The organism is Prevotella sp. FD3004, from assembly GCF_000746155.1.
Lineage (GTDB): Bacteria > Bacteroidota > Bacteroidia > Bacteroidales > Bacteroidaceae > Prevotella.
Map to the genome: position 1 here is coordinate 152740 of NZ_KN050819.1, position 16473 is coordinate 169212.

General features: G+C 43.5%; 13 protein-coding genes. All 13 read left to right on the forward strand.

The genetic code is table 11. From position 1 onward, the window contains the following. The first annotated feature begins 77 nt into the window (after window positions 1-77). The gene (gene ftsY / locus T325_RS07610) at window positions 78-1034 is read left to right on the forward strand and encodes a signal recognition particle-docking protein FtsY (RefSeq protein ID WP_036912105.1); all 957 of its coding nucleotides are present in this window, start codon (window positions 78-80) and stop codon (window positions 1032-1034) included. A gap of 15 nt (window positions 1035-1049) precedes the next feature. Next, complete coding sequence (gene rimO, locus T325_RS07615) at window positions 1050-2357, forward strand: 30S ribosomal protein S12 methylthiotransferase RimO (RefSeq protein WP_036912107.1); 1308 nt, start codon at window positions 1050-1052, stop codon at window positions 2355-2357. Then, entirely contained in the window at window positions 2354-2641 is a 288-nt protein-coding gene (locus T325_RS07620; protein ID WP_036912110.1) for an HU family DNA-binding protein, read from the forward strand. Before rimO ends, T325_RS07620 begins: the two co-directional genes overlap by 4 nt. After that, window positions 2641-4125, forward strand: coding sequence for an HU family DNA-binding protein (locus T325_RS12400; RefSeq protein ID WP_051949784.1), 1485 nt, complete (start codon window positions 2641-2643; stop codon window positions 4123-4125). Before T325_RS07620 ends, T325_RS12400 begins: the two co-directional genes overlap by 1 nt. Window positions 4126-4269: 144 nt before the next feature. Next, window positions 4270-5265: an AAA family ATPase gene (locus tag T325_RS07630; protein WP_036912113.1), complete on the forward strand. Its 996-nt coding sequence runs from the start codon at window positions 4270-4272 to the stop codon at window positions 5263-5265. Continuing rightward, on the forward strand, window positions 5265-6134 hold the full coding sequence (locus T325_RS07635; protein ID WP_036912115.1) for a DUF58 domain-containing protein: 870 nt from the start codon (window positions 5265-5267) through the stop codon (window positions 6132-6134). Before T325_RS07630 ends, T325_RS07635 begins: the two co-directional genes overlap by 1 nt. Beyond that, window positions 6134-7204, forward strand: coding sequence for a BatD family protein (locus tag T325_RS07640; protein WP_036913515.1), 1071 nt, complete (start codon window positions 6134-6136; stop codon window positions 7202-7204). Before T325_RS07635 ends, T325_RS07640 begins: the two co-directional genes overlap by 1 nt. A 16-nt stretch (window positions 7205-7220) precedes the next feature. After that, on the forward strand, window positions 7221-8219 hold the full coding sequence (locus T325_RS07645; RefSeq protein ID WP_036912118.1) for a vWA domain-containing protein: 999 nt from the start codon (window positions 7221-7223) through the stop codon (window positions 8217-8219). A 1-nt stretch (window position 8220) separates the two neighbouring features. After that, the gene (locus tag T325_RS07650; RefSeq protein WP_036912120.1) at window positions 8221-9927 is read left to right on the forward strand and encodes a VWA domain-containing protein; all 1707 of its coding nucleotides are present in this window, start codon (window positions 8221-8223) and stop codon (window positions 9925-9927) included. A 2-nt stretch (window positions 9928-9929) separates the two neighbouring features. Continuing rightward, entirely contained in the window at window positions 9930-12500 is a 2571-nt protein-coding gene (locus tag T325_RS07655; RefSeq protein ID WP_036912123.1) for a BatD family protein, read from the forward strand. A 12-nt stretch (window positions 12501-12512) separates the two neighbouring features. Further along, window positions 12513-13232: a phosphatase PAP2 family protein gene (locus tag T325_RS07660; protein ID WP_036912126.1), complete on the forward strand. Its 720-nt coding sequence runs from the start codon at window positions 12513-12515 to the stop codon at window positions 13230-13232. Next, window positions 13229-14446 carry an S-adenosylmethionine:tRNA ribosyltransferase-isomerase gene (locus T325_RS07665; RefSeq protein WP_036912129.1) on the forward strand — a complete coding sequence of 406 codons (1218 nt, stop codon included), beginning with the start codon at window positions 13229-13231 and terminating at the stop codon, window positions 14444-14446. The genes T325_RS07660 and T325_RS07665 overlap by 4 nt, the downstream gene beginning before the upstream one ends. 348 nt (window positions 14447-14794) lie before the next feature. Further along, window positions 14795-16381, forward strand: a complete 1587-nt coding sequence (locus T325_RS07670) for an NAD(P)/FAD-dependent oxidoreductase (RefSeq protein ID WP_036912132.1) — start codon at window positions 14795-14797, stop codon at window positions 16379-16381. Window positions 16382-16473 lie beyond the last annotated feature (92 nt).

Below are 16473 nucleotides of genomic sequence, written 5' to 3' on the forward strand. Positions count from 1 at the left end.
CGCAAGTTAATTTGCGGCCTCTTTTTTTGCGGTTTCATCGTTTTTTTTGTATCTTTGCACTCGTAATATATTGCAATATGGGAATTTTTGGTCTTTTTAATAAGAATAAGAAAGAAACACTTGACAAGGGGCTGGAGAAGACAAAGACAAGTGTGTTTGATAAACTGACGCGTGCGGTGGCAGGAAAGTCGAAGGTCGACGATGACGTGCTTGACAATTTGGAAGAGGTTCTGATTACAAGTGATGTGGGTGTTGACACAACGCTGAAGATTATTGAACGTATTGAGGAACGCGTGGCAAGAGACAAGTATGTCAGCACGTCGGAATTGAACGCAATCCTTCGAGATGAAATAGCAGAACTGTTGGCTGAAAACAATACTGAAGACAATGATAATTGGGATCTGCCCAGCGATCACAAGCCTTATGTTATCCTCGTTGTTGGCGTGAATGGCGTAGGCAAGACTACAACTATAGGCAAGTTGGCCTGGCAGTTTAAACAGGCAGGTAAGAAAGTATACCTAGGTGCCGCTGACACCTTCCGTGCTGCCGCTGTTGAACAGCTCTGTATATGGGGCGAGAGGGTAGGCGTACCTGTGATTAAGCAGCAGATGGGTAGTGATCCTGCCAGTGTGGCGTTTGACACACTTTCAAGTGCGAAGGCTAATGGTGCTGATGTGGTTTTGATAGATACGGCAGGCAGATTACATAATAAGGTGGGCCTGATGAACGAGTTGAAGAAAATCAAAGAGGTGATGAAGAAGGTCCTGCCTGAAGCTCCTGATGAAGTGATGCTCGTACTCGACGGTTCTACTGGTCAGAATGCCTTTGAACAGGCCAAGCAGTTTGCTGCTGTCACTCAGATTACGAGTCTGGCTATTACCAAGCTTGATGGAACGGCAAAAGGTGGTGTGGTGATTGGTATCTCCGACCAGTTGAAGGTGCCTGTAAAGTACATTGGCCTTGGCGAGGGAATGGAAGATCTGCAATTGTTTAACAAGCGACAGTTCGTAGATTCGCTTTTTCAAAGTGAATAGTGGGAAGTTACCGGAATGAAGAAAACGGTTGATATCATTACAATGGGGTGTTCGAAGAATCTGGTTGATTCGGAAACGCTGATGGGACTCTTCGAGGCCAACGGCTATCATTGTACACACGATAGTGAAGACCCGCAAGGTGAAATAGTTGTGGTGAACACTTGTGGCTTCATCAATGATGCAAAGGAGGAGAGTATCAATACGATATTAGAATTGGCAGAGGCTAAGAAAGAAGGACGCATTAAGAAACTCTTTGTGATGGGATGTCTGTCGGAGCGTTATCTGGCAGAACTGGAGAAGGAACTACCTGAGGTAGATAAATACTATGGAAAGTTCAACTATCGCCAACTGGTTGCTGATCTTCAGTCAGAGACTATGCCCGTATGTGAGGGACGGCGTCATGTGACGACCCCTCGACATTATGCTTATCTGAAAATCAGCGAGGGTTGTGATCGCCATTGTGCTTATTGTGCCATTCCACTGATAACAGGCCGTCATCAAAGCCGTCCTATGGAGGAAATACTTGAGGAAGTGCGTCAGTTGGTTGCTGAGGGTACCAAAGAATTTCAGGTGATAGCACAGGAACTGACCTACTATGGCGTAGATACAGATGGAAAACAGCGCATAGCGGAACTCATCGAGAAGATGGCCGAAATCCCTGGCGTAGAGTGGATTCGTCTGCATTATGCTTATCCGGCTCACTTCCCTTGGGATTTGCTTAGGGTTATGCGTGAGAAGAAGAATGTATGTAAGTATCTCGATATTGCCCTCCAGCATGTCTCTGACCATATGCTCTCCCGTATGCAGCGCCATGTGACGAAGGCAGAGACTTATGAACTGATAGAGCGTATGCGTAGGGAAGTGCCTGGTATCCATATCAGAACTACACTGATGGTTGGTTTCCCCGGTGAGACAGATGAAGATTTTGAGGAACTGAAAGAGTTTGTGAAGTGGGCTCGTTTTGAGCGTATGGGCGCCTTTGCTTATTCCGAAGAAGAGGGTACCTATTCTGAAAAGCACTTCAAGGATGATGTGCCAGAAGATGTCAAGCAGTCTCGTCTCGACAAGATTATGCGGATACAGCAAAATATCAGCGCAGATTTGGAAGCAGAGAAAGTGGGCAAAGTGATGAAAGTCATAATTGACCGCAAAGAGGGAGACTATTATGTAGGGCGTACAGAGTTCTGTTCGCCAGAAGTTGATCCTGAGGTGCTGATACCTGTATCAGATCAGCAGTTGAAAACAGGTGAGTTCTATGACGTACGCATCACAGACTCAGAGGAATTTGATTTATACGGAACAACCATCAACATTAATATATGAATAATAAGGACTTTATCGCAGAACTGGCGCAACAGACGGGTTACTCGACAGAGGATACCCAGCGGTTTGTTAACAGTATTGTCGAGGCAATGGGGGATCATTTCCAAGAAGATGATACTGTGGTCATTCCCTCTTTCGGGACTTTTGAGGTGAAGAAGAAGCTGGAGCGTGTTATGGTGAACCCCTCAACAGGTCAACGCATGCTTGTTCCACCAAAACTGGTGTTGAACTTTAAGCCTAATGTTAGCTGGAAAGAACGTGTAAAGAATGGAGGAGGCGAGTGATGGGAAAGATTTCTATATTGGAACTGGCAGCAGTTTTGTCAAAGCGATATGGCTTGAATAAAAATGATGCGACATCTTTTGTTTCAAAGATGTTTGATGTGATTCAACGTTCACTGGAGCAAGATAAAATCGTTAAGATAAAAGGCTTGGGCACGTTTAAGATTATTGATGTGGATGCGCGTGAGAGTGTCAATGTCAATACTGGCGAGCGTGTGTTGATAGAAGGTCATAATAAGATAACCTTCACGCCTGATGCGTTGATGAAAGAGTTGGTAAATAAGCCATTCTCTCAGTTTGAAACGGTTGTATTGAACGAAGGTGTCGATTTTGAAGATGTCCCGGAAAATGAGACCGTAGAACCAGAACCGGAGGTTGGGAAGGTGACAGAGCCTCAATCAGAACCAGAGATTGAATCTGAGCCGGAGGTTGAGCAAGCCCCTGAGGTTGCCCACGCAACAGAGGAATCTACCGCAATGCCATTGGTTGATTTTGTGGACGAGGAGGAAGAGGATATTCCTGAATGGGTGATTGAACCTGTTGTAGTTTCAGAGCCCCAACCTGAGCCCCAACCTGAACCCGAGCCTGAACCCGAGCCTGAGCCCGAGCCCGAAGTTGAAGTTGAGCCCGAACCAGAGCCCGAGCCTGAGCCAGAGGTTGAAGTCGTGCCAGAACCCGAACCTGAACCAGTGCCTGAGGTTGAGCCTGAACAGGAAGTTGTTGCTGAACCTGAGACTATTATTGAGCCAGAACCTGAATCTGTCGTTGAACCAGAGCAAGTTGTAAAATATGAGTCTGAGGCAGATGTTCCTTTTGAAACTGAAAATTCTGTTGAGGAAGAGGTTCCTGCAGAGGAAGAGCTTCCTACAGAGGAGGAAGAAGAGGAAATAGAATATGAAGAAGAGAAATCTTCAAATGGAAAGAAATGGCTGATAGGAATATTGGCATTATTGCTTGGACTTGTTGGAGGTTATGTGATTGGCAATTACTTCCCATATGCAGAACTTAAGAAGATAATAGAGAAACAGGAGGTTATAAAACCAGAAGAGGCTGAGGTCGCTCTTGCGATAGAAACTGTTGATTCGGTAGAGATTGACTCAGTAGTAGCTGAGCCTGTTGTTGCAGATGTTACTCCAACTCAGCCTGCTGAAGAAGGAAAGTCTCAGCCTGCTCCTGTTGTAAAGCCTGTAGAACCCGCAGTCAAACCTGCAGAAACTGCAGCAAAACCTGCTTTGGACAAATATCAGCAAAAAGACGTTAGAGTCCGTACGGGTGCATGGCGCATTGCTGGTACTGCTCAGGTTGTGAAGGTAAAAGAAGGTGAGACGCTTGCCCAGATCTCTCGCCGCTATCTGGGGCCGGATATGGATTGCTATGTTGAGGTTTATAATGATCTTACTGCATCTTCTCCATTGAAGGCTGGACAGGAGATCAAGATTCCCAAACTGGAGCATAAGAAGAAAAAATCGGCTCAAACAAGCAATTAAAAGGCTGAATAATGAAAAAGTTTCTTAAAACTTAGGTTTTGGGAAACTTTTTTAATATTATTTAGACAGGCAAATAGTGAGAAAATCCTATTATTTCACTACTTTTGCGCTCAGATTTAGAAAACAATAAAAAGAGAAAATATTATGGCAGAAGCTATTGACATCCGAGAGTTGAATATTCGGATTGAACAACAAAGCGCATTTGTTACAAATCTTGTGACCGGTATGGACCGTGTCATTGTGGGTCAGAAGCATCTTGTAGATTCACTTCTGATAGGTTTACTGAGTGACGGACATATTCTGCTTGAAGGTGTTCCTGGTTTGGCTAAGACCTTGGCCATCAAGACGCTTTCACAGCTGATAGATTCTGACTATAGTCGTATTCAGTTTACTCCCGACCTTCTTCCTGCCGATGTGATAGGTACAATGATCTATTCTCAGAAAGATGAGAAGTTTCAGGTGAAGAAAGGTCCTGTATTTGCCAATTTTGTTTTGGCAGATGAAATAAACCGTGCTCCGGCTAAAGTTCAGAGCGCACTGCTTGAGGCGATGCAGGAAAAGCAGGTGACTATTGGCAGTCAGACATTCCAACTGCCGAATCCTTTCTTGGTAATGGCTACTCAGAATCCTATTGAGCAGGAAGGTACATATCCACTGCCTGAAGCGCAGGTTGACCGTTTTATGCTCAAGGTAGTTATTGACTACCCCTCATTGGAAGAGGAGAAGAAGATTATTCGTGAAAACATTGCTGGCGAGATGCCTGAGGTTACTCCTGTAACTACTGCCGACGAGATTCTGAAGGCACGTTCTGTTGTTCGCGAAGTCTATATTGACGAGAAGATTGAGCAGTATATTGCCGACATCGTATTCGCTACCCGTTATCCTGAGCGTTATGGCTTGAAGGATTTGAAGGACATGATCTCGTTCGGAGGATCGCCTCGTGCAAGTATCAATCTGGCAAAGGCCGCTCGCGCTTATGCTTTCATTAAGCGTCGTGGTTATGTGGTTCCTGAGGATGTTCGTGCTGTGGCTCATGATGTGCTGCGCCATCGTATAGGTCTTACTTATGAGGCAGAGGCAAGTAATATCACGAGTGAAGAGATTGTTTCAAAGATAATCAATAAGGTTGAAGTACCTTGATGGAAACCAGTGAGATTATCAAGAAAGTCCGTAAGATTGAAATAAAGACCCGTGGTCTGAGTTCCAATATCTTTGCAGGCCAATACCATTCGGCTTTCAAAGGCAGGGGTATGGCCTTCAGCGAAGTGCGCGAATATCAGTTTGGTGATGACGTGCGTGATATTGATTGGAATGTCACAGCCCGTTTCCATCGCCCATACGTTAAGGTGTTTGAAGAGGAACGAGAGTTGACCGTGATGCTGCTCATTGATGTCAGCGGTTCGCTAGATTTCGGAACACAGAAGCAGATGAAACGCGACATGGTGACTGAGATTGCCGCTACAATCGCATTCAGTGCTATTCAGAATAATGATAAGATTGGTGTCATTTTCTTCTCAGATAAGATTGAGAAATACATACCGCCAAAGAAAGGCCGTAAGCATATTCTCTATATTATCCGTGAGATGCTTGACTTCCAGCCAGAGTCTAAGCGAACTGACGTGAAGCAGGCTGTTGAATTCCTGTCAAGTGTGCAGAAGCGTCGTACGACAGCTTTTATACTCAGCGACTTCTATACTCGTAACGACTTTCAGCAGTCACTTCAGATTGCCAACCGTAAGCATGATGTTGTGGCCATTCAGGTTTATGACCAGAGAGCTAAGGAACTGCCTGATGTGGGATTGATGAAGGTGGTAGATGCTGAAACCGGTTTCGAACAGTATGTTGATACAGGGTCTAAACGGTTGCGTCAGGCATATCAACGTTATTGGCAAAACCGCCAGTCTGATTTGATAGAGACTTTCAATAAGAGTAATGTTGACAATGTCAGTATTGCAACAAACGAGGATTTTGTAAAGTCGTTAATGATGTTGTTTAAACAGAGAAGTTGATGAAGAAGTTTTTCTCTCTTATCATACTTATTACGAGTGCTTTGCGGTTGTCAGCACAAGTTTCAGTAGAGGCGTCGATTGACTCTATTCAGATATTTGTGGGGCAGCAGGCACACGTCACTCTTACGGCTGTTGCCAAGAATCAGTCGAAAGTAGAATTCCCTCAGTTCAAGCCCTTGCAGTATATCACTCCTGGTGTCGAGGTACTTGATACCAAGGAAATGGAACAGCAAGAAGCAGACAATGGTTATGTATCGAAGTCGGTAATCTACACGTTGACCTCTTTCGATGATACCCTATATTACTTGCCGCCATTGACTGTCAAGATTGACGGCCAGTCATATAAGAGTAAAAGTCTGGCTTTAAAGGTGCTTACCTTTGAGGTTGATACTACGAATGTGGATCAGTTCTTTGGTCCTAAGGACGTACAGGACAATCCTTTCCAATGGAGTGATTGGAGTCTGTCTTTCTGGCTTAGTGTGCTCATGCTGGTGCTTATGGCCCTTTGCTATTATTTGTATCTCCGCATGCGTGACAACAAACCGATTATCACACATATCCGTATCGTGAAACGCCTATTGCCTCATCAGAAAGCTATGCAGGAAATTGAACAGATTAAAGCTGATAAGATGGTTGCATCAGAAAACTCCAAAGAGTATTATACTAAACTTACCGATACGCTGCGTAAGTATATACAGGAACGATATGGTTTCAATGCAATGGAGATGACCAGCAGTGAGATTATAGCCAAACTCACGGCAACACAAGACGATACAGCCCTGAGTGAACTCCGTCATCTGTTCCTGACAGCCGACTTGGTGAAGTTTGCTAAGTATTCTACACTTATCAATGAGAACGATATGAACCTCGTCAATGCCATTGACTTCATTAATCAGACAAAATTGGAGAATGAGCCTGTGGAAGAGACCGTAATGCCACAACTGTCAGAAGAAGACCAGCGTTCTCAGAAGGCGCGTCGCATTCTGAAATCAGTGATTGTTGCTATTTCTGTAGTATGTCTGTCGCTGTTTGCTTATGTGGTATATACGCTTTATCTGTTGTTGAACTAAAGGTAAAAAAGTAAGAATGGAATTTGCCAATAAAGAATATCTGTTGCTGCTTCTGCTTCTCATACCCTATATAATATGGTATGTGATGTATAGAAAGAAAACGGAGCCGACGATGCGTATGAGCGATACATTTGCCTTCCGATATGCTCCTAAGAGCTGGAAGGTGAGACTTATGCCTCTTTCTTTGCTGCTTCGTCTGCTGGCATTTACTATGATAGTCTTCGTATTAGCCCGTCCTCAGACACAGAACTCGTGGAAGAGTCAGACGATTGAAGGTATTGATATCATGCTGGCAATGGATGTGTCTACCAGTATGCTGGCAGAAGACCTTCGTCCCAATCGTATCGAGGCGGCAAAGCAAGTCGCATCAGAGTTTGTCATTGGACGTCCGAACGATAATATAGGTCTTGTTATCTTCGCTGGCGAGTCGTTTACTCAGTGCCCTATGACTACTGATCATGCCTCATTGTTGAATCTGCTACAGAATGTACGTACTGATATTGCCGCCCGTGGCTTGATAGAAGATGGAACGGCTATTGGTATGGGGTTGGCTAACGCTGTCAGTCGTTTGAAAGATTCCAAGGCTAAAAGCAAGGTCGTTATTCTGCTTACCGATGGTAGTAATAATCGTGGCGACATTTCGCCAATGACGGCCGCCGAAATCGCAAAGAGTATGGGTATCCGAGTCTATACTATTGGCGTAGGTACTAACAAGGTAGCACCATATCCTATGCCTGTTGCCGGTGGTGTGCAATATGTAAACATTCCCGTTGAGATTGATACTAAGACTTTAAGTCAGATAGCTAGTGCCACCGAGGGTGACTTCTACCGTGCCACAAATACGAAAGAGTTGCGTAATATATATAAGGAAATTGACCAATTGGAGAAAAGCAAACTTAATGTGAAGAAGTTCAGTAAGCGCTATGAGGCGTATCAGCCTTTTGCTGTAGTGGCTGTGCTGGCTCTTCTGCTTGAAATCCTTTTGCGTATAACTATATTTAGGAGGATACCATAAAATGTTCAGATTCGAAGATTCCATATATCTCTATCTGTTGCTGCTGATTCCTGTGTTAGCAGCAGTCAGGTTTATATCCTTTAGAAATCAGAAGAAGCGACTGCGCAAGTTTGGCGAGCAGTCACTCTTAAAAGCTCTTATGCCTGATGTATCTCGCTTCCGTCCATCTGTTAAGTTCTGGATTCTTCAGGGGACATTAGCATTACTTGTTGTAATGTTGGCACGTCCCCAAATGGGTACAAAGATCAGTCATGAGAAACGGGTTGGTATCGAAACGATTATCTGTATGGATATTAGTAACTCTATGCGTGCTGAAGATATCGTGCCCAGTCGTTTGGACCGCAGTAAGATGATGGTTGAGAATCTTGTAGACCATTTCTCCAATGACAAGATCGGACTTATTGTTTTTGCTGGTGATGCATTCGTCCAGTTGCCTATTACGAGCGACTATGTATCCGCAAAAATGTTCCTTTCGAGCATTGACCCGTCGATGATGGCTTCTCAAGGCACGGATATCGCTCGTGCCATTGATATGGCTACACATAGTTTTACGCAAGAAGAGGGTATAGGTAAGGCTATTATCGTGATTACTGATGGAGAAGACCATGAAGGCGGAGCTCTTGAAGCCGCAAAGGCTGCCAATGATAATGGTATGCGGGTATTCGTGCTTGGTGTGGGCTCTGTCAAGGGAGCGCCTATTCCCATTCCTGGCAGTAACGATTATATGACCGACAATACAGGTAATACTGTTATGTCTGCTCTTAACGAAGATATGTGTAAGCAGGTTGCTCAGGCTGGTGGCGGTGCATATATTCACGTAGAAAACAATAGTGCTGCTCAGGAACAACTTGACAACGAACTTGATAAGCTTTCAAAGAAAGAAACTTCTACAACTGTGTATAGTGAGTTTGACGAACAGTTTCAGGCCTTTGCATTACTGGCCTTATTGTTGTTGATAGTTGAGATATGTATTTTTGATCGTCGGAATCCGTTGCTCAGAAACATATCACTATTTGGAAAGAAAAAGCGCGTAGCAGTCATGCTGTTAGTCTTCATGACTACACTGACAGCGAGTGCCCAGATGACGGATCGACAATATATCCGTCAAGGTAATAAGCAGTTCCATGCAGGCAATTATGCCGATGCTGAAGTGTCTTATCGTAAAGCTGTAGAGAAGAATCCGAAGAATCCGCAGGCTGCCTTTAATCTTGGTAATGCGCTGATAGCTCAGAAAAAGGATTCTGCAGCTGTAGAGCAGTTCCAGAATGCCGCAGGACTTGAGACCAATCCTCTTCGCAAAGCCCAGTCTTATCACAATATGGGTGTTGTCTGTCAGACTCATAAAATGTACGACGAAGCCATTGAAGCATATAAGAATGCACTTCGTTTGAATCCGAACGATGATGAGACACGTTATAATCTTGTGCTCTGCAAACATCAAAAGCAGAAGCAAGATAAGAATAAACAGAATCAGCAAGGTAACGACGACAAGAAACAAGATGATAAGAAGAAAGATCAGCCGAAACCTGATCAGAATAAAGATAAGCAAGACGACAAGAAGCAGCAGGAACAGCCCAAGCCCCAGATGAGCAAGGAAAATGCTGAGCAGTTGTTGAATGCCGCAATCCAGAATGAGAAACAGACGCAGGACAAGATGAAGAAAGCTCAGCAACAGCCTCAGCGTCGTAGAAATCAGAAGAATTGGTAGATATGAAGCGAATAGCAATTATAGTATATATGATGATGGTCGCTATAATGGCCATTGCTCAGAACCTTGTAGGTTCTGCGCCTTCTCATGTGGCAGTTGGCGAACAGTTCCGATTAACCTATAAGGTGAATACTCAGGATGTTAGCGAATTCCGGGCGGGTAACATTCCTAATGAACTCGAAGTGTTGATAGGTCCTAACCGTTCTATACAGTCGAGTTATCAGATGATTAATGGACATACCAGTTCGACTTCTTCTATTACATATACTTATATTGTTGCTGCTACTAAGAATGGAACTTATACGATTCCGCCTGCACACGTTACTATTGGAGGAAAAACCATAGCCTCTAATGCTATCAAAATTCAGGTGTCGGGTTCTGCTCAGGGTAATAGTAGTTCTCGTCAGCGACAGAATGATGATGATGATGTTGAAATGAGAGATGCTGGTAGCCGTATCTCTGGTTCTGACCTTTTTATCAGAGTGAGTGCCAGTAAGAAACGTGTTCACGAGCAGGAGCCTATACTGCTAACATATAAAGTATATACTTTAGTATCGCTTACTCAGTTACGTGGCGACATGCCTGACCTGAAGAGTTTCTATACTCAAGAGGTTGACTTGCCTCAGCAAAAAAGTTTTTCTATCGAGCATGTCAACGGACGTCCATATAGAACATGCACATGGAGCCAATATGTCATGTTTCCACAGATGACAGGAAAGCTGCAGATACCAAGCATCACTTTTGAAGGCATTGTTGTACAGCAGAACCGTAATGTTGATCCGTTTGAGGCATTCTTTAATGGCGGCTCGGGCTATATAGAGGTTAAGAAGAAAATCGTGGCTCCAGGTATAGAGATTCAGGTTGATCCGTTGCCAGAGCGTCCAGCAAACTTCTCTGGTGGAGTGGGACAGTTTAATATCTCAGCTCAACTCAACAAGACAGAGACAAAAGCTAATGATCCTGTCTCTATGCGTATCATTGTTAGTGGCAGTGGTAATCTGAAGCTGATAAAGGAACCGGTTGTTCAGTTCCCTAAGGATTTCGACAAATACGAAGCAAAAATTACCGATAAGACAAAACTTACTGCTAATGGTCTTGAGGGGTCAAAGATCTACGATATCTTGTTTGTTCCTCGTCACCAGGGCAAATACGAGATACCGCCAGTTGAATTTACTTACTTTGATACTGCAACAAACTCATATAAGACCGCTCGTAGTGAGAACTTTGTGTTAGATGTGGAAAAAGGTTCAGAAATAGGTTCTGTCAGTGATTTCTCAGGACAGGAAGATCTCAAAGAGTTGAACAAGGATATTCGTTTTATCAAGACTGGCAAGATTTCTCAGCAGGGTGTTGATAATTTCTTCTTCGGATCTACGACTTACTGGATATGTCTTATTGCTCTTGCTCTTCTCTTTATCTCGCTTTTCGTAGTATTCCGTCAGCGAGCCATCGATAATGCCAATGTTACTAAGATGCGTGGCAAGAAAGCTAATAAGGTGGCTACTAAGCGACTGAAGAAAGCTTCGCGCCTGATGGCAGACAATAAATCTGACCAATTCTATGATGAGGTCCTGCGTGCTCTTTGGGGATATGTTGGCGACAAGTTGAATATGCCTGTAGAACATCTTTCTCACGATAATATCAGTCAGCGTCTTACAGAGCGTCAGGTGGATGCCGATGTCGTAGCCCAATTTATGGAGGCTCTTGATGAATGTGAGTTTGAACGTTATGCGCCAGGTGATCCTAAAGGAAATATGAATAAAGTATATGAGAAGGCCATGACGGCTATCGAGAAAATTGAAGAGACGATGCGTAAGCGTCGCTCTACTAAGTCGGCTATTACTGTTGTCTTGCTTCTCTTCCTATTACCGTTAAGTTCTCAGGCTGTTACTAAGACTGAGGCTGACAGTGCTTATGTAAGAGGACAATATCAGCAAGCTATCAGTGATTATGAAACCTTGCTTAAGAATGGTGCGTCAGCAGAACTATATTATAATCTTGGCAACTCATATTATCGTACGGAGAACATCACTCGTGCGGTTCTTAATTATGAACGTGCCCTTCTGCTCTCTCCTGGTGACCGAGATATCCGCTTTAACTTGCAGCTTGCGCAAAGTAAGACTATAGATAAAATTGTGCCCGAGTCTGAGATGTTTTTTATCACATGGTATCATTCGTTGGTTAATCTTATGAGTGTCGACGGATGGGCTCGCACCGCACTTATTTCATTATCTCTTGTCATCATTCTCTTGTTGGTTTATCTTTTCTCGGAACGTATTATGTTGCGTAAAATAGGATTCTTTGGCGGCTTTGCCCTGTTACTGCTTTTCTTGTTCAGTAATCTGTTTGCAAGTCAGCAGAAACAGAATCTTATATATCGCAAGGGTGCCATTGTGATTTCCCCTTCAGTGGCAGTTAAGAGTACTCCGGCTAAGAATGGCACTGATTTGTTTATCCTCCATGAAGGAACCAAAGTCAATATTACTGATGGTTCTATGAAGGGCTGGAAGGAGATCCGTCTTGCCGATGGTAAGGAGGGATGGATTGAGAGTAGTAAGATTGAAATTATTTGATGCCCACCGCTCATGTTTATAGATATACTTCTCACAGCCGATGGACTCTTGTCAACTCTCGAACAGTTAGACAAACAGATGTTATTGGCAGTAAATGGGAGCGAATCGCTATATCTGGATCGCCTTGTACTCACACTTACACATGGGGCGACGTGGATTCCTCTATATATTAGCCTGTTTTATCTCGTATTGAGGAATAATAACAGTTTGAAGCGTGTACTCAGTGTGCTTTTTGCCGCTGGTTTATGTTATCTGTTAGCAGGCGCTGTCGATGATGGTATTATAAAACCTCTTGTGGCTCGTTGGCGACCTACTCATGATCCGGAAATCGGTCTTATGGTTGATATCGTGGATGGCTATCGTGGTGGTAAATATGGTTTTTTCTCTGCCCATGCCTCTAATACGTTCAGTATTGCCATTCTTTTTTGTTGGATTGTGCGTAGTCGTCTGTTGACTACGGCTCTGATTATATGGTCGTTTACCAACTGTTGGACTCGTCTGTATCTTGGCGTCCATTATCCAGGTGATATTCTTGTAGGACTTATCTGGGGGGGCGTATCTTCCTCTTTTGTATATTTTTTATACCATTTCACTCTTGATCGGAATCGTCCCAGACAGATTCGACTCAATCAGTATACACGTACAGGCTATGCCTATGAAGATTGCAACATTCCTGTTTTCGTTCTTGTTGTAACTTTGGCGTTTGCCCTTTTAAAAGCATGTTTTTTATGAATTCTAATCCCAGACACATTCGTATTGGCGACTATAATTATCCGCTTCCCGACGAGCGTATTGCCAAATTTCCTATTGCTCAGCGCGACCATTCTAAGTTGTTAGTTTATCGTAAGGGAGAGGTTGGAGAGGATGTATTCTATCATCTTCCCGATTATCTGCCTAAAGGTGCTCTTATGGTGTTCAATAATACCAAGGTCATTCAGGCTCGTATGCATTTTCGTAAAGATACAGGAGCCCTGATAGAGGTATTCCTGCTTGAACCTGCTGATCCTACGGATTATGAACTTATGTTCCAGTCCAATAATCGATGTGCATGGTATTGCCTTGTCGGTAATTTGAAAAAATGGAAAGAGGGTGCTCTCTCGCGTGAGATAGAAATAAAAGGTCAGAAAATCATCGTTAAAGCTACTCGTGGTGCTATTCATGGCACCTCCCACAGAATTGATTTTGAGTGGGATGCCCCTGTCTCTTTTGCCGAAATTATCGACGCCATGGGTGAACTTCCTATTCCGCCATATCTTAATCGTGAGAGTCAGGAAAGTGATAAAACGACCTACCAGACTGTCTATTCTAAAATCAAAGGCTCTGTAGCTGCTCCTACAGCAGGCCTTCATTTCACCCCAGAAGTGTTGGCTGATATTGATGCTCATGGAATAGAGCGTGAAGAACTTACCTTGCATGTAGGTGCTGGTACTTTCAAACCTGTAAAGAGTGAAGAGATAGAAGGACATGAGATGCATACTGAGTACATCAGTGTACGGCGCGATACCATCCGAAAACTGATTGCTCATGATGCCTCAGCTATTGCCGTTGGTACCACTAGTGTACGTACTCTTGAAAGCCTCTATTATATGGGACTTAAGGTGATGAATCAGCCCGACTTGTCAGAAGATCAGCTTCATGTTTGTCAGTGGGAACCATATGATATAAATTGCTCTGTTTCAGCGCTTACATCGTTGGAGAGCCTTGCAGCATGGATGGATGCTCATAGTCTTGATGTACTTCATTCGAGTACCCAGATTATCATTGCTCCAGGCTATGAGTATAAGATTGTAAAGATGCTGGTTACCAATTTCCATCAGCCTCAATCTACGCTTCTTCTGCTTGTGAGTGCCTTTGTAAAAGGCGATTGGCATAAGATATACGACTACGCCCTCGCTCATGAATTCCGTTTCCTGAGTTATGGTGATTCGTCATTATTGATTCCATAAAAAACAGGGGCGCACATCTCTGTGGGCTCCTGTTGAGATAAATCTATTAACCAATTAAAAACACAAATTATTCATAAAATAGTGCACATCTCTGTGGACTTAAATCTTAATCACTATTATTAGTATTTTAAAACTATGACTTATGTCTTGTTCTCCTTTCGTAATGCAAAGGTACATATTTTTGTTGAAACATCCAAGCGCAATAAGGTAACAATCGACGAACTGAGAAGTTTTGTCGATAATACGGATTTTTAATTTGGTACGTTAACAGTTATTTACAATTTATATATTGCGGTTTAGGTGATAAAATTTGCTTGTAACGATTATTATTCGTACCTTTGCAGGCGTATGACAAGCGAATATCAGATAAGAGTAGTGCCAGAAGTAGCGGCCCAAGAGGATAGGTTGAAAGCTTATCTGGCTGATGAACATGGTATAGACGTAAGGACTATCTATGGTGTTAGGATCTTGAAACGTAGTATAGATGCGCGACAGAGACAGATATATGTAAATCTGAAAGTAAGAACATATATTAATGAACAGCCACATGATGATGAATATACGCATACAGAATATGGTAATGTAGAGGGCAAGCCTCAGGTGATTGTGGTTGGTGCTGGTCCGGGTGGCTTGTTTGCTGCATTACGATTGATAGAATTGGGACTGAGGCCTATTGTATTGGAGAGAGGTAAAAATGTACATGAACGAAAAAAGGATCTTGCAAATATTACAAGGACTCAGAAGGTTGATGCTGAAAGCAACTATTGCTTTGGAGAAGGCGGCGCAGGTGCTTACTCTGATGGAAAACTGTATACGCGTTCGAAGAAAAGGGGGAATATTGATAAAATACTGAATGTGTTTTGCCAGCATGGTGCTTCTCCAGCGATATTGGCCGACGCACATCCGCATATAGGAACCGACAAACTTCCCAAAGTGATAGAAGCCATGCGAAACACCATCATCAATTCAGGTGGTGAAGTTCATTTCCAAACCAAGATGACTCAGTTGATATTGGAGGGAAATCAGGTTGTTGGAGTACAGGCGGTAGATAATTCTCAATCCTCAGATTCAAACATACAATTAGAATTCAGGGGACCTGTCATCTTGGCTACAGGGCACTCTGCAAGAGATGTATATAGATATCTTTCTGAAGCAAAGGTCGAAATTGAGGCAAAGGGGATTGCTGTGGGTGTCAGATTGGAACACCCAAGTCAGTTGATAGACCAGATACAGTATCATTCGAAATCGGGCAGGGGGCATTGGTTGCCTGCTGCAGAATATTCAATGGTGACACAGGTTGAAGGACGAGGTGTATATTCGTTCTGTATGTGTCCTGGTGGATTTGTTATCCCTGCCGCTACTGATAAAGAACAAATCGTCGTAAATGGTATGAGTCCCGCCAATCGCGGTACGGCATGGAGTAATAGCGGTATGGTGGTAGAGGTACGACCAGAAGACATCACAAACCAGAAAGAGGGTAGTGTGTTAAAGGTGATGGCTTTTCAGGAGGAGTTGGAACGACTTTGTTGGCAACAAGGCAATATGAAGCAGACGGCCCCTGCACAGAGAATGGCTGATTTTGTAAATAACCGTTTGAGCTATGACTTGCCTAAGTCGTCGTATGCACCAGGACTCGTATCAAGTCCGTTGCATTTCTGGCTTCCCAAAATGATATCGAAACGTTTGCAAGAAGGATTTAAAGCTTTTGGCAGAAATGCCCATGGATTCTTAACCAATGAGGCAACTCTGATTGCTGTTGAGACGAGAACATCTTCGCCAGTGCGTATTATAAGAGATCGCGATACCTTGCAACACATTCGTATTCAGGGACTTTTCCCATGTGGCGAAGGTGCGGGCTATGCTGGAGGAATCGTATCGGCTGGTGTGGATGGTGAGCGTTGTGCGGAGATGTGTGCGCAATATCTTGCACAATGAAAGATTAGAAAATGTAAAAATGTGGCAATTTAATTGAAAAAGATTTGGAACTTCCAAATCTTTTTCTTATCTTTGCCATATAAATAAAAGGA